General features: G+C 71.0%; 19 protein-coding genes. 11 read left to right on the top strand and 8 right to left on the bottom strand.

Annotated features, from left to right (window positions below):
- Positions 1 to 22 precede the first annotated feature (22 nt).
- Positions 23 to 637, top strand: a complete 615-nt coding sequence (locus tag ACMCNK_RS29490; protein ID WP_412739601.1) for a hypothetical protein — start codon at positions 23 to 25, stop codon at positions 635 to 637.
- A 58-nt stretch (positions 638 to 695) separates the two neighbouring features.
- Here ACMCNK_RS29490 and ACMCNK_RS29485 read toward each other — a convergent pair whose 3' ends face one another.
- Both ACMCNK_RS29485 and ACMCNK_RS29480 read right to left on the bottom strand, forming a co-directional pair.
- The gene (locus tag ACMCNK_RS29485; RefSeq protein ID WP_412739600.1) at positions 696 to 1,745 is read right to left on the bottom strand and encodes a hypothetical protein; all 1,050 of its coding nucleotides are present in this window, start codon (positions 1,743 to 1,745) and stop codon (positions 696 to 698) included.
- Positions 1,746 to 2,030: 285 nt separating this feature from the next.
- On the bottom strand, positions 2,031 to 3,608 hold the full coding sequence (locus tag ACMCNK_RS29480) for a methyl-accepting chemotaxis protein (RefSeq protein WP_412739599.1): 1,578 nt from the start codon (positions 3,606 to 3,608) through the stop codon (positions 2,031 to 2,033).
- Between the two features lie 239 nt (positions 3,609 to 3,847).
- Between ACMCNK_RS29480 and ACMCNK_RS29475 the strand changes: the two genes are divergently transcribed.
- The 3 genes from ACMCNK_RS29475 to serA all read left to right on the top strand — a co-directional run bounded on the left by ACMCNK_RS29475 (position 3,848) and on the right by serA (position 6,328).
- Positions 3,848 to 3,988, top strand: a complete 141-nt coding sequence (locus ACMCNK_RS29475) for a hypothetical protein (RefSeq protein WP_412739598.1) — start codon at positions 3,848 to 3,850, stop codon at positions 3,986 to 3,988.
- Between the two features lie 84 nt (positions 3,989 to 4,072).
- On the top strand, positions 4,073 to 4,990 hold the full coding sequence (locus ACMCNK_RS29470) for an aminoglycoside phosphotransferase family protein (RefSeq protein WP_412739597.1): 918 nt from the start codon (positions 4,073 to 4,075) through the stop codon (positions 4,988 to 4,990).
- 123 nt (positions 4,991 to 5,113) lie between these two features.
- Entirely contained in the window at positions 5,114 to 6,328 is a 1,215-nt protein-coding gene (gene serA, locus ACMCNK_RS29465; protein WP_412739596.1) for a phosphoglycerate dehydrogenase, read from the top strand.
- A 53-nt stretch (positions 6,329 to 6,381) separates the two neighbouring features.
- Here serA and ACMCNK_RS29460 read toward each other — a convergent pair whose 3' ends face one another.
- Together ACMCNK_RS29460 and ACMCNK_RS29455 are read right to left on the bottom strand one after the other, a co-directional pair.
- Complete coding sequence (locus ACMCNK_RS29460; protein ID WP_412739595.1) at positions 6,382 to 8,709, bottom strand: hypothetical protein; 2,328 nt, start codon at positions 8,707 to 8,709, stop codon at positions 6,382 to 6,384.
- Positions 8,710 to 8,806: 97 nt separating this feature from the next.
- Complete coding sequence (locus ACMCNK_RS29455; protein WP_412739594.1) at positions 8,807 to 9,469, bottom strand: response regulator; 663 nt, start codon at positions 9,467 to 9,469, stop codon at positions 8,807 to 8,809.
- 460 nt (positions 9,470 to 9,929) lie between these two features.
- Here ACMCNK_RS29455 and ACMCNK_RS29450 point away from each other — a divergent pair, with 460 nt between their 5' ends.
- The 4 genes from ACMCNK_RS29450 to ACMCNK_RS29435 all read left to right on the top strand — a co-directional run bounded on the left by ACMCNK_RS29450 (position 9,930) and on the right by ACMCNK_RS29435 (position 13,421).
- The gene (locus ACMCNK_RS29450) at positions 9,930 to 10,508 is read left to right on the top strand and encodes a class I SAM-dependent methyltransferase (RefSeq protein ID WP_412741031.1); all 579 of its coding nucleotides are present in this window, start codon (positions 9,930 to 9,932) and stop codon (positions 10,506 to 10,508) included.
- Positions 10,509 to 10,779: 271 nt separating this feature from the next.
- The gene (locus ACMCNK_RS29445; RefSeq protein ID WP_412739593.1) at positions 10,780 to 11,265 is read left to right on the top strand and encodes a MarR family winged helix-turn-helix transcriptional regulator; all 486 of its coding nucleotides are present in this window, start codon (positions 10,780 to 10,782) and stop codon (positions 11,263 to 11,265) included.
- A complete protein-coding gene (locus ACMCNK_RS29440; RefSeq protein ID WP_412739592.1) occupies positions 11,262 to 13,040 on the top strand; it encodes an MDR family MFS transporter in 1,779 nt (592 codons plus the stop codon). Before ACMCNK_RS29445 ends, ACMCNK_RS29440 begins: the two co-directional genes overlap by 4 nt.
- Before the next feature lie 81 nt (positions 13,041 to 13,121).
- Entirely contained in the window at positions 13,122 to 13,421 is a 300-nt protein-coding gene (locus ACMCNK_RS29435) for an antibiotic biosynthesis monooxygenase family protein (RefSeq protein WP_412739591.1), read from the top strand.
- A 12-nt stretch (positions 13,422 to 13,433) separates the two neighbouring features.
- Here ACMCNK_RS29435 and ACMCNK_RS29430 read toward each other — a convergent pair whose 3' ends face one another.
- From ACMCNK_RS29430 to ACMCNK_RS29420, 3 genes are all read right to left on the bottom strand, one after another.
- The gene (locus ACMCNK_RS29430) at positions 13,434 to 14,249 is read right to left on the bottom strand and encodes an ANTAR domain-containing protein (protein ID WP_412739590.1); all 816 of its coding nucleotides are present in this window, start codon (positions 14,247 to 14,249) and stop codon (positions 13,434 to 13,436) included.
- A 490-nt stretch (positions 14,250 to 14,739) separates the two neighbouring features.
- Positions 14,740 to 15,318, bottom strand: a complete 579-nt coding sequence (locus ACMCNK_RS29425) for a DUF1360 domain-containing protein (protein ID WP_412739589.1) — start codon at positions 15,316 to 15,318, stop codon at positions 14,740 to 14,742.
- Between the two features lie 11 nt (positions 15,319 to 15,329).
- Positions 15,330 to 15,581, bottom strand: coding sequence for a DUF6158 family protein (locus ACMCNK_RS29420; protein ID WP_412739588.1), 252 nt, complete (start codon positions 15,579 to 15,581; stop codon positions 15,330 to 15,332).
- A gap of 85 nt (positions 15,582 to 15,666) precedes the next feature.
- On the opposite strand from ACMCNK_RS29420, the gene ACMCNK_RS29415 reads away from it, so the two are divergent.
- The 3 genes from ACMCNK_RS29415 (at position 15,667) to ACMCNK_RS29405 (ending at position 17,812) form a co-directional block, all read left to right on the top strand.
- Positions 15,667 to 16,113 (top strand): hypothetical protein, encoded by a 447-nt coding sequence (locus tag ACMCNK_RS29415; RefSeq protein WP_412739587.1) that lies wholly within the window; start codon positions 15,667 to 15,669, stop codon positions 16,111 to 16,113.
- Positions 16,114 to 16,138: 25 nt separating this feature from the next.
- Complete coding sequence (locus ACMCNK_RS29410; RefSeq protein WP_412739586.1) at positions 16,139 to 16,447, top strand: DUF3817 domain-containing protein; 309 nt, start codon at positions 16,139 to 16,141, stop codon at positions 16,445 to 16,447.
- 432 nt (positions 16,448 to 16,879) lie between these two features.
- A complete protein-coding gene (locus tag ACMCNK_RS29405; RefSeq protein ID WP_412739585.1) occupies positions 16,880 to 17,812 on the top strand; it encodes an NlpC/P60 family protein in 933 nt (310 codons plus the stop codon).
- A gap of 179 nt (positions 17,813 to 17,991) precedes the next feature.
- Here ACMCNK_RS29405 and ACMCNK_RS29400 read toward each other — a convergent pair whose 3' ends face one another.
- Complete coding sequence (locus ACMCNK_RS29400) at positions 17,992 to 18,993, bottom strand: RNA polymerase sigma factor RpoD/SigA (RefSeq protein WP_412739584.1); 1,002 nt, start codon at positions 18,991 to 18,993, stop codon at positions 17,992 to 17,994.
- Positions 18,994 to 19,092: the final 99 nt, after the last annotated feature.

The following is a 19,092-nucleotide window of genomic DNA, read 5'->3' as shown; positions in this document are numbered from 1 at the left end:
CACCGTACGGAGGGGGATTGTCATGGCACGTGACCGGTCGTACCTGTTCTGGGTGGTGCCGTTGTTCACCACCGTCGTCGCCACAGCCGGCTGCGGCGGGCCTAACGTGGGCACTGAGCAGCCCGCCGCTCCCGCGGCCGCGGCCTCCCAGCCCGGGACCGCTCCGCCGGAGATGGCTCGGAAGGAGCAGACAACCGTGGAACCTGTACCGGCTCAGGACGACACCGCGCCGCGCTGCGGTCAGCCGGTGCGCGCACCCGCGGCGACGGCGCTGACCGTGACCGGCCGATTCCCCACCAGCGTCGCGGCGAACGAGCAGACCGTGTCCGGCCTGGTCGAGGTCACCAGCCAGGCGGCCGTCAAGGGCGTCGGCGCGCCCCAGGCGGACCTGTTCCTCGTGCGGAAAGGGCGCATCGTCACGGAGCCGATGCCACAGGACGCCGTCGGCGTCCGCTGGGATCTGGCGGCCGGGCAGAGCAGGAAGATTCCCGCCGCGGCGACGTTGATGTCGTGCGAGCCCGGCGGGGACCGGCTGCCCCCCGGCGATTACGAGATGTACGCCCGGGTCGCGATCACCCCGGACGACGCGCCCACGGCCACGTCCCAGGGCGGCCCGTGGCCGCTGGAGCTGCACTGACGCGCGAAACGGCCGGGAACCGCGTACGGTTCCCGGCCGATCCGCGTACTGATTCAGGTCAGCCGGTCACGATGCTGAGGCCCATCCGGGGCGAGATCGTGGTCCACGGCTCCACGTACCCGTTGCCGTTGCCGGAGGCGATGACGTTGCCCCGGATCCAGGCGTTGCCCGAGGCGTCCTTGGCGTAGAACGGGCTGCCCGAGTCGCCGCCCTGCGGCAGGGTCCCACCGGTGTAGACGATGACGGGCGACTTGCAGCCGGTCTGGGTGCAGACCTGGCCGCTGATGCTGGTGGCGGTGTGGCCACAGGTCTCACCGGTGGTCCGGCCGCTGGCGCAGTAGGCGTTGTAGCCGACGTAGGCCGTACCGGCCGCCACGACGCGGGTGCTGGTGGAGCTGGTCACCCCGCCGGTGAAGATCCGCCCGGCGTACGCCTGGCCGCCGATCAGTTCCGCGTCGTACGCCTCACCGGTGACGGTGGGCAGGTGACGGTTCGACACCGAGCCGTACACGCGGCCGAACGACTCGGTCCACACGGTGGAACCGGTGGCGAAACAGTGCCCGGCCGTCGTCATGAACACCGTGCCGGCGCCGTTGCGGACGGCGTAGCCGGAGGAACAGATCCCGCTGCCGTTCGTGATGCCACCACCGCCGTAGAACGCCGGCACGTCGTCACGCCGGCTGAAGGTGTCCCGGATCGCGGCACGGCTGACCTTGATCTGGGAGACGGCGTCGCGGGTCGCGAGGGACGCCCCGGACAGATTGGTCAGCGACGACACGACGGCGTCCGGGGCGTTGGTATCGAGGACGATCCGGCCCGTGGTGGAGTCGATGAAACTGCCGAACGTGTACTTACCGCCGCTGGCGGCTGCGTAACGGGCGATCCGCGCTTGGAGCGAAGCCAGCGCGGCCGTTGCGGCGGGCGTCGCCGCCACGTGGGCCTTCGCGGCCCGGTCGGGCGACAGGGACGCGTCCACCCGCACCCCGGACGGGCGGACCGCTGCCTTGCCATCCCCTTCGGCTGCCTGCGCCGCTCCGACGTTCAGCGTCACCAGAGCCGCGGTCGCTGCGACGACTGCCCCGACGAGTGCTTTCTTCGTGGTTGGCATGTGGATCCCTTCTCACGCACACCCACGGCCCGTTGCCGTGGCACCTCTTGGAAGAGACCGCCACGGAGGGATCCGTACCTACCGAGGGTGTTTATTTCGCTGACGAGCTGTCAGAGACACGACAGTCATCATGATCTGCCGTGGACAGTGCTGAGCAGCAGTTTCGGTGATCCGATCAAGAAGTTCCCGGGATGACCGGCCGACCGCGACAGTCACCCTCTGTGGAGGTTCGGCCCCACGGGCACAGCAACGTACGCAAACGTGCCGTGCGGCGCAGGGACAGGGTCACACCGTGAATTGGGTGACCAGGGTGTGCAACTCACCCGCCAGACGCGACAGCTCCTCCGCCGTACGATTCGCCTCCGACACCCCCACCGTCGTACTCTGCGCCACCTCCGCCACCCCAGCAATCGTCTCCGTAATCGACGACGTCCCCACCGCAGCCTGCGCCACATTCCGACCGATCTCACTCGTCGTCGCCGTCTGCTCCTCCACCGCCGACGCAATCGTGTCCGAATACGAATTGATCCGCTCAATCACCGCAGCAATCTCCCCGATCGCCGCCACCGCCGCACCCGTATCCGACTGAATCGCCGCAATACGCGACGAAATCTCCTCCGTCGCCTTCGCCGTCTCCTGCGCCAAATCCTTCACCTCCGACGCCACCACCGCGAAACCCTTACCCGCCTCACCCGCCCGCGCCGCCTCAATCGTCGCGTTCAACGCCAACAAATTCGTCTGCTCCGCAATCGACGTAATCACCTTCACAATCTTGCCCACCTCACCCGACGACACCCCCAACTTCGCCACCGTCGCATTCGCCGCCGCAGCCACACCCACCGCACCCCGCGCAATCCCCGCCGCATCCGTCGCACTACCCGCAATCTCCCGGATCGACGCCGTCATCTCCTCCGCCGCCACCGCCACCGTGTCCACATTCGCCGACACCTGCACCGCCGCCGCCGACACCAACTCCGCCCGCGAACTCGCCGACTCCGCATCCATCGCCATCTGCGCACTCACCGACGCCATCTGCTGCGCCGACCCCGCCAAACTCCGCGAACTCCCCCCGATCCGCCCAATCGTCGCCCGCAACGTCCCCGCAGCCCGATCCAACTCCCCCGCCATCACACCGATCTCATCACCCGCATCCACATCCGCCTTCACCGTCAAATCACCATCCGCAATCGACCGGATCACCGCCGACAACGCCCGCACGCGACGGGCCAGCCCCCGGGCCACCAGCGTTCCGAACAGCGCCGCGAGCGCGAGCCCGGCAGCCAGCACGACGATCGTGACGGTACGGGCGGTGACGTACCGCGCGTGCGCATCCGCCGCGGCGGCGGTGGCCGAATCGTTCTCGGCCGCGATGAGCTGGTCGAGTTCGGCCATGGCCGAATCGGCGACCGGGTTGAGCGAGTGGTCCCGGATCGCTCCCACGTCACCGTGATTACGGCTGGCCGGGACGAAATCGGTGTCGCGCACCGTGCGGTACCGCTGCCACGCCGCCACGAGCGAATCAAGCCGCGCGGCGTCCACTGTCGTCGCGCGGTACGCCGCCACATCCTTGTTGAACGTGATATCGCCGGCCTTCATCGCCTGCTCGTACTGATCCATGGCACCGGGCGTGTCGGACAGCGCGTGATTCAGCACGATCGAGCGCATGTCGCCGATGTCCACCGCGATCTTCCCGAGCTGCTGGCTCGGCACCACACTGTTCGCGTACAGGTCCTGCGCCATCCCGCTCAGCCGCGCCATCTGCACCATCGCGAACGCCCCGACGCCGCCGCCGACCACGGCCAGCACCACCACGACCATAAGGATCTTGGTGTACATGGGCCGGTTGCGGAACCACCGGGCCACGGCGGCTCCCCTTACGCCGGCGGTCAAGCCTGTGAACCTCATGGCGTCGGCTCCCATCGGAGTGTGAGCTGAATCGCCCTACCATCGGTTGCCGTCGGCCCGACCTGACGTGTCTGCCGGGTGCCGTCGCGTAGCCGTACGCGGCGGACCCGATGAGGCAGCTGCGGTCGGCTGAATTCGCCGGTAGGGGCCGATAGGTCATCCGCAACGCAAGGGAGGAGATAGCGCCCAGACTGCGCGTGCACCACATCTCGACCCCCTGGACGGTACCCGGCGAGGAGCGCCTGCGCGGCGATACGGCCGCGGCTTACGCGGTGACCGCCCGGGTGCCGCCGACCGAGGTCGCGCACTACCGGTTCGCCCGCTCCACCGCAGGCTGACCGACGCCGGGCCGAGTGCCAGAACCAGCGGCCCCGGACAGAAAGTCCGTGTCGCACAGCCCGCCGACCTGCCAAGATCCCGGCATGGTCGCTGCCGTAGGAGTCCGGATCGGGTGGGCCGACGTGCCCTCCCACGTCCGGGCCGCGGTCACGGAGATCCTCGGCTCGCCGGTCGTCACGGCCACGTCACAGCCGGGCGGATTCTCCCCGGGCACCGCGGACCGGGTCCGCACCGCCGCCGGCACGGCCGCGTTCGTCAAGGCGGTGTGCCCGGCGCTCAACGAGCGCTCCACCGAGCTGGCCCGGCAGGAGGCGCGCATCAGCGCGGCGCTGCCCCCGCACGCGCCGGTGCCCCGGTATCTCGGCGGCTACGACGACGGCGACTGGGTCGTGCTCGTCCTGGAGGACATCGAGGGCCGCCACCCGCACACCCCGTGGCGGGCGGATGAGCTCGGCGCCGCCGTACGCGGACTGCGCCACCTGGCCACGGCCCTGACGCCCTCCCCCGTGGCCGGCCTGCCGACCGCCCGGGAGCGGATGGAGGACAACTTCGCCGGCTGGGATCGAGTGGCGGCCGACCCGCCGCCCGACCTGGACCCGTGGGCCCGCACCCACGTGGACGAGCTGCGAGCGCACGCCTGGTGGGCGTTGACGCTTCTCGACGGCGACACGCTGTGCCACTGCGACGTGCGTGCGGACAACATGTTGTTCCGCCCCGACGGCACGGTGATCTTCGTCGACTGGCCGTGGGGCTGCACCGGCCCGGACTGGCTGGACACCGTGCTGCTCGCGGAGAACGTCATCGTGTACGGCGGCGACCCGGCGCCGCTGCTGACCGGCCTCGAACCGCGCGCGGCCACCGCGATCATGGCGGCACTGGCCGGCTACTTCGTGGACCGGGCCCGGCAGCCGCCGCCGCCCGGCATTCCCACGGTACGGGCGTTCCAGCGCGCTCAGGGCGACGCGCTGCTGCCGTGGCTACACGGGCGTCTCACCCAGTGAGCAACATGGGACATCCGGCACACCCCGACGGGCCCGCTCGCCCAGGGCACTACGCTGGTGTGCCGTGAGCTGGGCTTCGGCGTGGCGGCCCGGACGGCGCAACCGCACACGAAACGGAAACTGATGATCGACCAAGCCAAGGTACGAGTCCTCCTGCTGGAGAGCATTCATCCCGACGCGGTGACCCGGCTCGAAGCCCAGGGTTACGAGGTCGAGTCCGTCCGCAACGCCCTCGACGAGGCCGAGCTGATCGAACGGATCGACGGGGTCCACCTGCTGGGGATCCGCTCCAAAACCCGGGTGACGGCCAAGGCGCTCGAAGCGGCGAACAGCCTCGTCGCGATCGGCGCGTTCTGCATCGGTACGGACCAGATCGACCTGCCGGTCGCCTCACGCGCCGGGGTCGCGGTCTTCAACGCGCCGTTCTCCAACACCCGTTCCGTGGTGGAGCTGGCACTCGCCGAGATCATCGCGCTGACCCGGCGGCTCACCGAGAAGAACGCCGGCATGCACGCCGGGGTCTGGGACAAGGCGGCCGACGGCAGCCACGAGATCCGCGGGCGACGCATCGGCATCGTCGGCTACGGCAACATCGGTACCCAGCTGTCGGTGCTGGCCGAGAGCGTCGGCATGCAGGTGTCGTTCTACGACACCGCGGACAAGCTGGCCCTGGGCAACGCCCGGCGCTGCGGCAGCCTCGACGAGCTGCTGGAATCCTCGGACATCGTCACCCTGCACGTGGACGGACGCCCGGGCAATGCGGGCTTCTTCGGCGCGGACCAGTTCGCCCGGATGACCAAGGGCGCGATCTTCCTCAACCTCTCCCGCGGCATCGTGGTCGACCACGTCGCCCTGCGGGAGGCCCTGACCAGCGGTCACCTGTCCGGCGCCGCGGTGGACGTCTTCCCCAAGGAGCCGAAGGGTCGCGGCGACGAGTTCCTCTCCGAGCTGCGGGGGCTGCCGAACGTCATCCTCACCCCGCACATCGGCGGGTCCACCGAGGAGGCCCAGGCCGATATCGGCAACTTCGTGGCGAACAAGCTCGCCAGCTTCGTGCAAGAGGGCAACACCACGCTGAGCGTCAACCTGCCCAGCGTCGCCCTGCCGCTGCAGGAGGGCATGAGCCGCATCGGCCACGTGCACGTCAACACCCCGGGCGTGCTGGCCCAGGTCAACTCGATACTCGCCGACCACAAGGTCAATGTGGAGGGTCAGCTCCTCACCACCCGCGGCGAGTACGGCTACCTGGTCACCGACATCAGCGGCGGGTACACCGACGAGGTGCTGGAGCAGCTGCGCGCCATGAACCAGACCGTGCGGCTGCGCGTACTGGCCTGAGCCGCTGCGCCGGGTCCGGCGGCGCGCCGGGTCCCGGCGCGCCGCCGGCCGGGTTAGATCGCCTCCACGCGCAGCAGGGTGATCCGGGCCGCCGCGTCCAGGTCGTAGCGGTCCGGCACCTGCCAGTTGCGCGGGGTCAGGGTCGAGCCCGGGGCGACGTCACGTAGGGTCCGGGTGCCCGCAGTGACGGTTTTCGCCCCGCTCTCCACGCGTACCCGGACGGGCGCGTCGCCGGGCGATTTCACGGACAGCTCGTCGAGGGCGCCGTCCACGCGTACCGCGACGGTGCCGGCGGGCTTGGGCAACGTCAGCGAGACCTTGCGGGCCGCCCCGGTCAGGGCCACATCGCCGACCTGGCCGCCGCTGAGGTCGATCACCTGTTCGTCCGCGCCGCCGGTGAAGCGCAGCGTCCAGCGGACCTTTGCGGACAGTACGACGTCGACCGCGCCCGGGTCACCGTTGCCGTCGGGAGTCACGTGCAGCCGGACCTGGTCGTCCGTGAGCACCGGGGTGGGCAGGCTCGTCGACCCGTCCGCGGCGGTGATGCGGTACAGCTGGTCGCCGAGGTCTTCACTGCGTACGGTCAGCCGCCCGATCCCGGCTACGACGTCAAGGCTCGCGGCGGTGCGGCCGTCCAGTGGGGCGGTGGCGGTGCGGCGGTCCGCCGAACCGGCGCCGAGCTGCAGCACCGAGGTGATGTCGCCGTGCGAGCCGGAGAAGAAGACGACACCGGCGACCGAACCGGCCAGCAGAATGACGCCCGCGAGCGCGACGACCGCGGCCGTCGCGGCCCGGGATCGCCGTCGCGCCGGGGAACCTCCTGCGCCCTGCAGGACCCGGCCGTCCGTGTTCCGGCCGTCCGTGTTCCGGCCGTCTTCGCTACGCCCGTCTTTCGCACGCCGACCCGCATGCCCATTCGCCGCGCGCCCGTCGGCCTCACGACCGCCACCCTGACGACCATCACCCCGGTAGCCGTCCGCGGCATGCCCCTCGGCCTCACGACCGCCACCCTGACGACCATCACCCCGGTAGCCGTCCGCGGCATGCCCCTCGGCCTCACGACCGCCACCCTGACGACCATCACCCTGGTGGCTGTCCCCGGCATGTCTCTCGGTCTTACGACCGCCCTGACGACCACCACTCTGATGGCCATCCGCGGCAGCGCCCTCGGCCTTACGACCGCCCTTACGGCCATCACCCTGGTGGCGATCCGCGGCAGCGCCCTCGGCCTTACGACCGCCCTTACGGCCATCACCCTGGTGGCGATCCGCGGCGCGGCCCTCGGCCTTGCGGCCGGCCGCGTCGCGGCGCGTCGCGCGGTGTGGCCGGATCTCACGCCCGGGGCCGTTGACGATGTCGCCGATGGCCGGCGTGGGCGTCGGATCCGGCTCATCCGTACGTTCGGGCTTCGTGCCCGTGCGGGGAACGGGCTGCGCCACCGTGCCGGGAGCGGGCTGCGCGACCGGTCCGGGAGCGGGCTGCGCGACCAGGCCGGGAAGGCCGGGCTGCGCGACCGGGGCGGGCGAGATCGGGCCGGGGCGCGCCAGGACGGGTGCCGGGGATTCCGGCGCGGCGGAGCGCGCGTGTGAACCGCTGATCGGGCCGGCAGTGAAGCCGAACGAGACCCGGCCGCCGGTGGCCGGCGGCGCCGGCCCGTACGGGGGCTCCGGCGCCTCGCGACCCGCCGGGGCGGCGTATCCCGCCTCGTCACGTCGGGGTGCACCGGCGCCGTGTGCCGGATTCGCGGACCGGCGGGCCTCCCGCATTCCGTCGGCGGGCGTCTCCGGGGACCGTCGGGGCAGTTCCGCGGACGGACCGTGCCCGGTGCGCCCGTCGCCCGGGTTGCCGGCTCGCGATGGCGACGCCGGGCGGTGCGGCGCTGACCCGGCAACGGCGGGGAGAGTGTCGCCCGCCGCAGTCCCGGGAACACGCCGGGGCAGGTCGCCGGTGGTGGCCCCGACTACCCGGCGGGGCAGTGTCTCCGCGCCCGCACCGCGCCGGGGCGGGTGCTCGGCCGTCGCCGGCCGGTCGTTCGGATGAGGCCGCCCGGATTGCGGGCCGTGTGACGTCGACCCGCCGCCCGTACGGTTGTCTGGGGCCTCGTGGTCGCGGTGCGCGATGCTGAACGCCCACGAGCCGGTGTCCTCTGTGGCCGACCCGCCGGCCCGCTGACGCGGTGTTGCGGGCGAGTCACCCGGGAGCGCGCCGGACGTCGGCGTGCGGCTGAACGGCTCGGCGGCGGCGCCGGGACGCCGCCGGTCGGCGTCGGAGTCCCGGTTGGCCCAGTGCGCGCCGGAGGCCGACGGCAGGTCGGCGATCGCAACGGACGCATCGGACATGCCGCTGTTGTCCGCCACATCTCCGGAAGCTGTACGTTCCACGCGAATCCTCCACCCGCGCCGGCGCCGACGATTCTCCAGGTGGCGCGCTGCACAGTGGTACGGATCCCGGCCTCTTCCGGATGAGTCGCGAGGGGAATTACCGTCCGTAGTGGCGATCCGGCCGGATCAGACCCCGCCGGGTGGCCACCGCGACCGCCTCCAGCTGGCTGTGCGCGTCGAGCTTCGCGAGCACCGCCTTCACGTACCCGCGGCAGGTGTGCACACTGATGCCGAGCCGGCGGGCGATCGCGCGCGGGTCGAGACCGGAGCCCATGAGTTCGAGCACTTCGTGCTCGCGCGCGGTGAGCCCCCCGGCACGGGGCCCGACGACCGGGGTGGTGCTGCGCAGCAGCCGCGCGAGGATGTCGGTGGACACCGTCATGCCGCCGCCGTACGCGGTGTGCACCGCGTTGAGCACGTCGCCGAGCGCGCCGTTCTTGCTGAGAAATCCCGCGGCACCGGCCGCCGTCGCGCGTCCCACCAGCGTCGCCTCACTGCTGGCCGTCAGGATGACCACGCGGGTCTCCGGCTGACGGTGCCGCAACAGTTCGGCGATCGCGATTCCGTCCGCGTCGGGCAGCTCGGGATCGAGCAGGATCACGTCGGGCTTCAGTTCCGCAGCAAGGCGGATCGCCTGCTCACCGTTGCGGGCATGGCCCACGTACCGCAGGTCCGGCTGACCGCGTAACGCGACTCCGAGCAGCTCAGCGAACGTCTGGTGGCCGTCGACGACGAGCACGGTGATCACTTGGTCGCCCATGCCAGCCTCCCGTCAACAACCGTTGTCGAAGTCTAAAATCGGGGCGCCCGCAGCCTCGCCGTATTAACAGCCGGACCGCGCGGGCGCGCCGGGGCCTACCGCCCGGTACGGCTGCCGCCCGGATGAGGCCGACCGGCTGTGATGACAGGTCATTCGGCCGAGGCACCCCCTCGATTGACCGGGCTGCCGTCCGGCGCCCACGAAGAGTCTGGCGCATGTGGGACATCCCGCTGCGGTGGGGCTCGCCGGCGCGGCGCCCGCTGCCGGTTCACAGGCGCGATTCGGTGCGGCCCGCCGACCACGTCGGACAGCCGGCGCCCGTACGCCCGGGGGCCATGGTGGAGGGTGACGACCGGGAAAATGGTGCGCGGCTGACCGTGATGCCCCGCAGAATCATCCGGTGCCGATCGAGCCCGTCCTGTTGCCGGTGCCCTTTGTGCCGGAAATTTCGCTGTTCCAGATGAACCGCCCGGTCGGCCTGTTCGACCTGACCGGCGGCGAGTTCCGCAGCGACGAGCCACCGCCCTTCTGGGCCTTCGCCTGGGCGGGCGGTCAGGCGCTGGCCCGGCACCTGCTGGATCACCCCGAGATCGTGCGCAGCCGCCGCGTACTCGATCTCGCGTCCGGCTCGGGTCTGGTGGCGATCGCGGCAGCGCTGGCGGGTGCCGCGCAGGTCCGGGCCGTGGACGTGGACCCGGCCGCCTGCGCTGCCGTGCTCCGCAACGCCGCCGCGAACCGCGTCGACGTCCGGGTGGCCGCCGCGGATGCGGGGGCGGCCCCGGATCCGGAGGACACCGCTGAGCCCGAGGTGGTCCTGGCGGGGGACGCGTTCTACAGCCCTTCCGTGGCCCCGCGAATGACCCGGGCGCTGCGCCGGGCGGCCCGCTCCGGGGCACGGGTCCTGGTGGGCGACCCGGGCCGCGGGTACCTCCCGGAACACCTTTTCTCCCGGATCGCGGAATATCCGGTACCCGTCACTGAGCTACTCGAAGAGACGAGTCTGCTGGTCACCGGCGTCTGGGAGATCCACGCCACATAACATGCTTTCACTAACCAACAAGTTGTACGCTACATGCATCGAGCGCCGGGGTCAGGACGAGCCACCGCGCGCAGACAGACATACGGGCGCACTGCGACCCGAGACCGGGCCCAGATCGCCCCGAGCGACCGGCACCGGATGAGCACCGTGACGGGCCTCGGCCGCCGAGAACCGGCGCCGCCGACCGAGCCCGTTCAAACGACGCAGAACCACAGTGTGGCCACCCGCGGACGCGGAGGGCCGCGCGCCGAATGCGATAGGACGGCATGACGTGGTGGAACGGGACGCCGAGGACGGCGTCAGCCGGCTCGCCGGCGAGATTGTGCGGTTCGCCCGGGTGGGCGCCCGCGCCAAGAGCATGCTCAACGTTGGGGACTTCGGAGCCGAATTCTCGGCGCTCATGCTGCTCTTCCCGCTGTGCCATCAGGGCCCGCTGCGAGTCACCGACCTCGCGGAGGTCAAGCAGGCGGACCCCTCGACGATCAGCCGGCAGGCCGCCCAGCTGGTGAAGGCGGGCCTGGCCCGGCGCGAGGCCGACCCGGCCGACGGCCGGGCGTCCCGCCTGGCCGCCACGGAGGCCGGCCAGGAGGCATGCCATCGAATGCACGAGGCGCGACACGCACTGCTCAGTGAGGCGCTGAGCGCCTGGCCCGCCGAGCGGGTCCGGACGTTCACCGACCTCTTCGAGGAATTCAACAGCTCCGTCGAGGCGCTGATGCGCCGCGACTCAGCCCCAACCCCACGGGAGAATGCGTGAGCAACGCGAGTACCACCGCGACGGCGAAGGCCGGTCCACCCGGCGGCGCGCCCGCAAAGCCGGGAATGTCCGCGGACTTCACCCACCGCCAGATCCTCACGATCCTCGCGGGCCTGATGATGGGCATGTTCCTGGCCGCCCTCGACCAGACGATCATGGCCACGGCGACCCGGACCATCGCCGACGACCTCAACGGCTTCAACCTGCAGGCGTGGGCGACCACGGCGTTCCTCATCACCTCGACGATCTCCACGCCGCTGTACGGCAAGCTGTCCGACATCTACGGCCGCCGCGGCTTCTTCCTGTTCGCGATCGGCGTGTTCATCGTCGGCTCGATGCTCTGCGGCCTGTCCCAGAACATGTACGAGCTGGCCGCGTTCCGCGCCATCCAGGGCATCGGCGCCGGCGGTCTCATGTCGCTGGCCCTGGCGATCATCGGCGACATCGTGCCGCCTCGCGAACGCGCCCGCTACCAGGGCTTCTTCCTCGCCGTGTTCGGCACCGCGAGCGTCATCGGCCCGATCCTGGGCGGCTTCTTCGCCGGGCAGGACACGCTGCTGGGCGTCGACGGCTGGCGCTGGGTGTTCTACCTCAACGTGCCGATCGGCATCGCCGCCATGGCGGTCGTGGCGAAGGTGCTGCACCTGCCGCACCACCGCACGGACCACCGCATCGACTGGCCCGGCGCGCTAACCCTGATCATCGGCCTCGTGCCGCTGCTGACGGTCGCCGAGCAGGGCCGTGAATGGGGCTGGGGCTCGTCGCGTTCCATCGCGTGCTTCGTCATCGGTGCACTGGGCCTGATCGCATTCGTCCTCGCCGAGCGGGCGTACGGCGACGAGGCGTTGCTGCCGCTGCGCCTGTTCCGCAACAGGACCGTCGCGGTCGGTTCGACCTCCAGCACCATCGTCGGCATGGCGATGTTCGGCGGCCTGATGACCGTCCCGCTGTACCTGCAGATCGTGAAGGGGTCCTCCCCCACGGTCGCCGGCCTGCAGATGATCCCGTTCGTCGTCGGCATCATGGCGGGCTCGATCACCTCGGGCCAGCTCATCGCCCGTACGGGTCGCTACCGGATCTTCCCGATCATCGGCAGCGTGCTGATGGCGACGTCGCTGGGTCTGTTCGCACTGGTCGGGGCGGACACGCCGCTGTGGAAGACCATGCTGGTCATGGTCCTGATGGGTCTCGGCCTGGGCGGCAACATGCAGCCGATGATCACGGCGGTGCAGAACGCGGTCTCGCCGCGGGAGATCGGCGTGGCGACCAGCTCGGTCACGTTCTTCCGGTCCATGGGCGGCACGCTCGGTACCGCGATCTTCCTGTCCGTGCTGTTCAACGTGCTGCCCGACAAGATCAAGGGCGCGTACACCACGGCCGCGTCGACCCCGGCCTTCCAGCAGGCGGTGGCGGCCCACCCGGACCAGGCCCGGGTGCTGCAGCAGTCCCAGGGTGGCGGCGCGCTCAGCGACACGTCGTTCCTGACCAGGCTGGCCGACGCGATGGCACACCCGTTCAAGGTGGGCTTCTCGGACAGCATCCACATCGTCTACCTGATGGCGCTCGGCGTGATGATCATCGGTCTGATTGTGGTGCTGTTCCTGCCGGAGATCCCGCTGGCACAGCGCTCGGCGCAAGCCCAGCGTGCCGTGGACCAGCAGGCGGCCGAGAGCGCGGCCGCGACCGCCGCGGGCGCCGGGGCCGTAGGAACGGACGCGGACGAGGCGGTTCCGGCCTCCGCCGGTTCGGACGGCCCGGCCCCCGGCCGCGGCTGACGACACGAAACACCGCCGGGGGTACGGGTGGCCGCGGCCGCCCGTACCCCCGGCGTTCGTGTGGGCACTAACCTGGAGCCCATGGCAGTGGTGAAGATCAACGCGATCGAGGTGCCGGACGGCGCCGGCCCCGAACTCGAGCGTCGTTTCGCGGCGCGGCTGGGCGCGGTGGAGAACGCCAAGGGCTTCCTCGGTTTCGAGTTGCTGCGCCCGGTGGCCGGCGAGACCCGGTACTTCGTCTACACCCGCTGGGAGACCGAAGAGGACTTCCAGGCGTGGTCGACCGGTTCGGGCCGGCAGGCGCACGCGGGCGAGCGGTCCCAGCCGGTCGCCACGGGCGCCGCGCTGCTGGAGTTCGAGGTCGTCCAGCGGGTGGGCTGACCGCCCGCCCGGTCACGCCTCGGCGTTGCGGGCCGCGGCAGCGATGAGCCTCTCGGCGACCGTACGGCGGTCGAGGCCGAGCCGCTGCGCGGTGTCCTGCAGCACGTCGTAGGCCTCCCGGACGCTGCACCCCCGCTGGGCGATGATCACCCCGACCGCACGGTCGACCGTGGCGCCGTCGCGCAGGGTGCCCCGCCGCTGGATCTCCCCGATCAGCACCTCGGCCTGCCCGACGATCGCCATCGCGGTCAGCAGCACCTCCGGGTCCACGCTGTGCGGGCGGGACAGGAACAGGCTCAGCGCGCCGACCGAGGTGCGCTGCACGTCGAGTGGGATGGCCACGACCGATTGGACCCCCTCCGCGCGGGCGCACTCGGCCAGTTGCGGCCAGCGCGCATCCCTGGGCAGGTCCTGGGCCGTCACGAGCGTGCGGGTACGGGTGGCGTCGAGGCCGGGGCCGTCGCCCGCGGCGTACTGAATGTCGTCGAGCGCCTGCGCCCGCGGCCCCGAGGCGGCCTTGGTCAACGGGGTGCCGTCGCCGATCAGCACCGCCGAGCAGCGCACCACTCCCGGGATGGCGGCCGCGGCGAAGCCGGTCAGCTGGGCCAGCGCCTGAGGGACGTCGTCGGCGCCCAGCAGCCGCACGGAGAGTTCGTGCAGGAGACCGGCCAGCTCGACCGGGTGCGGACCGGCGGCGGCCGGCAACGGCGGGGACGCCGCGGCCAGCGCCCGCGGCCGGGTGCTGAAGCGGACCTGGGCCGGTGCGCCGGCAACGGTCACGGACCGGCGCGGCACCAGGCCACCGGAACTCCGATGCGGGGCAGACATTTGCCCGATATTGCCATGCGGATCGACGGACACGGTAGCCGTACCCCTAACGGGTGGCTTCTCCGGAAGTCCCGGCCCCGGGCGACGTTCGGTGTCCGGAACACGTGCGCGGAGCTGGGCCGGTCCCGGTACGGCTCACCGCGTAGCCGTCGGCACCGCCCGTCACCCACGCGGGGAACACGTCTGCGGAGGGCCGTTCGAGGCGATCGTCAGTCACGGTGCGTTCTTACCCGCGCGGGCGCCGCGGCAATCGCCGCCGGGGGAAGCAGTGTGGCGCCCCCGGAGATCCGGGGGCGCCACAGGTGTCGGTGCGCAGGTCGCCTCGCGGCGAAAGGCGCAACGCGGCTCCAGCCGAACGGTATTCCGCGAAGGCAGGTGGTTGAGGCCCGGGGACACATGGACACACCGACATCCGCTCTCAACCGTCGGCGGCACGCGTCGATTCCGGCAGCGATTGTGACCTGGACCACACCATCGGGTCCACCACGGCTCAGGCAGAGGCTGCGGCGTGACCGGGCCGGTCCGCGCCCGCATCCGGCAGGGACCGGCGCCGCCCGCCCTCCGCGGCCTCCTTGGCCATCGAGTACGCCATCTGCAGGAAGTCCGAGACAGCCGTGGCGGTGAGGGCCACGGCGGCGAGCCGGGTCAGCCGCGGAGCCAGCACCAGCCCGCCCGTCAGCCCCGTGGCCACCCACATGCCCAGGCAGAACGGGCAGCTCACCAGTTCCCCGACGGCGTGCCGCACGGCGCCCCGGTCCGTGCGGACCTCCTCGTTGACCTCGGCACTGCCGCCGGGCTCGGCGTACCGGGTGAACGGGGCACGCAGCGGACTGGTCACGGCGTCCTTGGCGAGCAGCCGGCTGAGCTTGTGCGTGGCGATGGAGATCAGTACGACGTCCGAGGTCGCGGGGCGCTCCGGCACCGGGCACCGGGTCACCTTGGCGGCCCCGGCGAGACTGCCGGCGAGCGCCCCGAAGGCACCCAGTGCCGCCGCATACCCGTAGAGCGGCCGGTGCTCGTCCGGCGCGTACGCGCGCGGCAGGTCGGCGAATCGCTGGCGGAGAGTCATCGCGCAACCCCTCAGAAGTCCTGCGTCAACCGGGACGGGTCGACCTCGCGGCCGGGGTGCCGGGTCAGATATTCGCTCTCCAGTTCGGCGGTGCGGCGCAAGTGGTTGGCCAGCGCGGCATCCGGGCCGTGTCGCAGCGTGTTCAGCCGGGTGCGGTGCAGGCTGGTGAGCTCGCGCAGCAGGTCGTTGTCCGAAAGACCGGCCGGGTCGATACCCATCTCGGCCCCGACGTCGTCCGGGCCCACGCGCGTCACATCGGCCATGCGACTCTCCCCCTTCACAGTTTCGTACGTGTCCCCCGGTTGCCCGTCCAGCCAGGTCCCAAACCCCCGCCGGTACGCTCGGAGCATGAAGGGGCTGTGGACACCGGCGTGGCTCGTGCGCCACGTGGTCACGGTCGTCCTGGTCGCGGGCTTCTGCGGACTGGGCTGGTGGCAGTTCACCCGGGCGGCCGGCGGAAATGCGCTGAGCTGGGGCTACACGTTCGAGTGGCCGGTCTTCGCCGGGTTCGTGGCCTTCCTGTGGGTGCGCGAGGTGCAGCATGAACGGCGGCGGGCCACCGCCGCACCCGACGCCCCACGCCCGGAGGACTCCGCGGCCGGCGAGTCGGCCGCCGGGGCGCGCGGGGCCGGCGGGGTGAGCGTGCGGCGCCCCGTCCGGGTGCCGGTGACGCCGAGCGCCACGAGCGGCGCCGACGACCCGGAGCTGGCCGCCTACAACGACTATCTCGCCTGGCTGGCGGCGCATCCCGGGGCGCGCCCGACGGATTACCCTGGCCCGGCGCGCCACAGCTGACCGCAACAACCGAAGGACGTGCAACGTGCAGGGAGCCCTCACCCGCTACCGGATCATCGCCTGGATCGTCGGCGTGGTCCTGATCGTGCTCGTGTTGGGCATGCCGCTGAAATACCTGGCCCACAACGACGTCGTGGTGGCCACGGTGGGGCCGGTGCACGGGTTTCTGTTCATGGTGTATCTGGCCCTCACGTTCGACCTCGGGCGGCGGGCCGGGTGGCCGCTGGGACGCATGGCGCTGGTGATGCTGGCGGGGACGGTGCCGTTCCTGTCGTTCTGGGCCGAGCGCAAGGTGAGCCACGAATGGGTCAAACCCGAGCCGGTCGCCGCGTAGGTCCGATTAGCCGCAATTGTGGCTCTGTCGTGACGCAGCGATTCGACGTCATGGCAATGCGTTATCGGGATCATTGGTAAAACGACGACTATTGGCGTGAATCACTCCGCGACACCTTGATTTTGCCCGGTGCATCGATAGGTTGGTGCGGTTGATCCGGTCCGCAGCCACATCCCTCCGGTGGCGCCGGGTCGACGCCGCCGAATCATCGCGGCGTACCCGGCGTGCCCCACCCCCCGCGGGACGCTCCGCCGGCCGCCGCGCCGAGCCGGGAACCGCCGAGTAGCACCTGGGTGAATCCGCGCCAGCGGTAGGGCCTTCTTCCCGCCCCCAGACCCGCCGGGAACCCAGGCGTCAGCCACCCGGTAGGCGGCCATGCGGAAGAAAGGCCACGTACCGTTGTCACACGCCCGCACTAGGCTTCGGGCCCTGGTGGTCGCCGTCCTCGCCGTCGCCGTCACCGGCTCCGGCGCGACGGCCGCCCATGCGGCACCCTCCACCAGTGACATCAACAAGAAGATCGAGACGGCCTCCAACCAGCTCGAGGACGTCGTCGAGTCGTACAACAAGATGAAGATCAGCCTGGCGAAGACGAAGGCGGACGAGAAGCAGCTCGCCGCGTCGCTCGGGCCCGCCCGGGAGGCGCTCAAGAGCGCCAGTGCCCAGGTCCAGACCATCGCCTCGTCGGCGTACATGACGGGCACGGTCGGCACGGTGAACGTGCTGCTCGAAGGCCCGGACAACCTGATGGACCGGATGGGCTTCCTCGACCAGCTCTCACGCAGCCGCCAGCGCGACATCGCCACGTTCACCGAGACCACCCAGAATTACGCCGAACGGCAGGCCGCGCTCAAGAGCACGCAGGAGAAGCAGGACGCCGAGGTCACGGCGCTCGCCGCGCGCAAGAGCAAGATCGAGGGCGATCTGAAGAAGCTGTACTCGATGCGGCGCTCCGCGTACGGCAGTGACACGTCGAGCGGCAGCAAGTACACCGGCGCCATCCCCGACATCCCCGGCTCGGCGGGCGTGGCGGTGAAGTACGCCTACGGCACCATCGGCGCGATGTACCACTACGGCGCGGAGGGACCGTACTCCGCGGGCTACGACTGCTCCGGGGAGACCAAGGCAGCCTGGGCAGCCGCGGGCAAGTCGCTCCCGCACAACGCCGCCGCCCAGTACAGCGCCACGGCCCGGATCAGCCGCGCCGATCTCCAGCCAGGGGACCTGGTCTTCTATCGCAATCTCGGACATGTCGGCATCTACGTCGGCGACGGCCAGATCATCGACGCCTCGCACGCCGGCGAACCGGTCAAGAAGCGATCGATGGACGTCATGCCGCCGTACGGCTACGGCCGGGTGCGTTAAGGCAACGGTTCTTCGAGCGGGCCGGACCCGGGTGGGTCCGGCCCGCTTCGCCGTCCGGCCCGCTCGCGGTCCCGTCCGATGCGAGGACGCGAAACGCGCGAGCACGAGGAAAGCCGGCTAACCACGACGAAAGGCCGGTGTCCCCGTTGCGGGACACCGGCCTTGTCGTCTGTCTGCGGTCAGGCCGCCTGCAGGCCCTCGGCCCGGGCCAGCTCGCGCAGCCGGCCCAGCGCCTGGATCTCCAGCTGGCGGATGCGCTCGCGGGACAACGAGAACCGGGACGCCACCTCGGTGAGCGAGTGCTCCCGGCCGTCCTCCAGGCCGTACCGGGCGCGCATGATGCCGGCCGAACGGTCGTCGAGGTGGTTGAGCAGACCCTCGATGCGCTGGCGCTCCAACGCGGTCAGCACGATCTCCTCGGGCGAGGGGGCGTCGCTGTCGGCGACCAGGTCGCCGAGGTTGGTGTCGCCGTCATCGCCCACCGGGGTGTCCAGCGACACGGTGTCCTGGGCCCAGCGGGTCAGCTCGTGGACCCGCTCGACGGTCACCCCCAGCGCCGCGGCGACCTGCTCCGGCTCCGGGTCGGCGCCCAGCTCGCGGACGAGCTGACGGGTGACGTTACGCATCCGGTTGACGTCTTCGACGAGGTGCACCGGCAGGCGGACGGTGCGCTCCTGCTGGGCGATCGCCCGGCTGATGGCCTGACGGATCCACCAGGTGGCGTACGTGGAGAACTTGTAACCGCGCTCGTAGTCGAACTTCTCGACGGCGCGGACGAGACCGGTGTTGCCCTCCTGGATGAGATCCAGCATCGGCATGCCCGAGCGGACATACCGGCGGGCGATCGACACGACCAGTCGCAGGTTCGCGCGGATGAACAGGTCCTTGGCTCGGGCGCCCTCGACGACGAGGCGCTCCAGCTCCTCCCGGCTCACGCCCCGGCGGACGTCACCGGTGTCCAGCAGGTGCTCGGCGTAGAGGCCGGCCTCGATCGCCTTCGAAAGGTCGACCTCCCTGGCGGCATCCAGCAGTGGCGTCCGGGAGATCTCGTGCAGGTAGACGCCGACCAGGTCGCGCTCCTCGGCGACCTCATCGGTCCGCATCACGGTGTTCTTCTCCACGTTGCCCACGGTCCCCTCATTGCCATCACTAAGCCTGTTACGGGCAATACCTGTGTCCATCAGCCCTCCCGTAACGTCCGCAGTTCGTGCATTGCGGCGCTTCATCAACACAACAGATCTCGCCCTGCAGTGATTCCGGCTGGTGAGTCGAAAGTGTCA

This window comes from Krasilnikovia sp. MM14-A1259 (assembly GCF_047159535.1).
Classification (GTDB): Bacteria; Actinomycetota; Actinomycetes; order Mycobacteriales; family Micromonosporaceae; genus Actinoplanes.
This window is presented reverse-complemented; position numbering and strand designations above follow the sequence as displayed.

Bases quoted from the DNA above. Each gene is read 5' to 3' on its own strand.
- ACMCNK_RS29450 (WP_412741031.1), top strand. From the start codon at position 9,930: ATGAACCGCCCGGTCGGCCTGTTCGACCTGACCGGCGGCGAGTTCCGC.
- serA (WP_412739596.1), top strand. From the start codon at position 5,114: ATGATCGACCAAGCCAAGGTACGAGTCCTCCTGCTGGAGAGCATTCAT.
- ACMCNK_RS29435 (WP_412739591.1), top strand. From the start codon at position 13,122: ATGGCAGTGGTGAAGATCAACGCGATCGAGGTGCCGGACGGCGCCGGC.
- ACMCNK_RS29430 (WP_412739590.1), bottom strand. From the start codon at position 14,249: ATGTCTGCCCCGCATCGGAGTTCCGGTGGCCTGGTGCCGCGCCGGTCC.
- ACMCNK_RS29415 (WP_412739587.1), top strand. From the start codon at position 15,667: ATGAAGGGGCTGTGGACACCGGCGTGGCTCGTGCGCCACGTGGTCACG.
- ACMCNK_RS29400 (WP_412739584.1), bottom strand. From the start codon at position 18,993: ATGGACACAGGTATTGCCCGTAACAGGCTTAGTGATGGCAATGAGGGG.
- ACMCNK_RS29485 (WP_412739600.1), bottom strand. From the start codon at position 1,745: ATGCCAACCACGAAGAAAGCACTCGTCGGGGCAGTCGTCGCAGCGACC.
- ACMCNK_RS29455 (WP_412739594.1), bottom strand. From the start codon at position 9,469: ATGGGCGACCAAGTGATCACCGTGCTCGTCGTCGACGGCCACCAGACG.
- ACMCNK_RS29425 (WP_412739589.1), bottom strand. From the start codon at position 15,318: ATGACTCTCCGCCAGCGATTCGCCGACCTGCCGCGCGCGTACGCGCCG.
- ACMCNK_RS29420 (WP_412739588.1), bottom strand. From the start codon at position 15,581: ATGGCCGATGTGACGCGCGTGGGCCCGGACGACGTCGGGGCCGAGATG.
- ACMCNK_RS29470 (WP_412739597.1), top strand. From the start codon at position 4,073: ATGGTCGCTGCCGTAGGAGTCCGGATCGGGTGGGCCGACGTGCCCTCC.
- ACMCNK_RS29490 (WP_412739601.1), top strand. From the start codon at position 23: ATGGCACGTGACCGGTCGTACCTGTTCTGGGTGGTGCCGTTGTTCACC.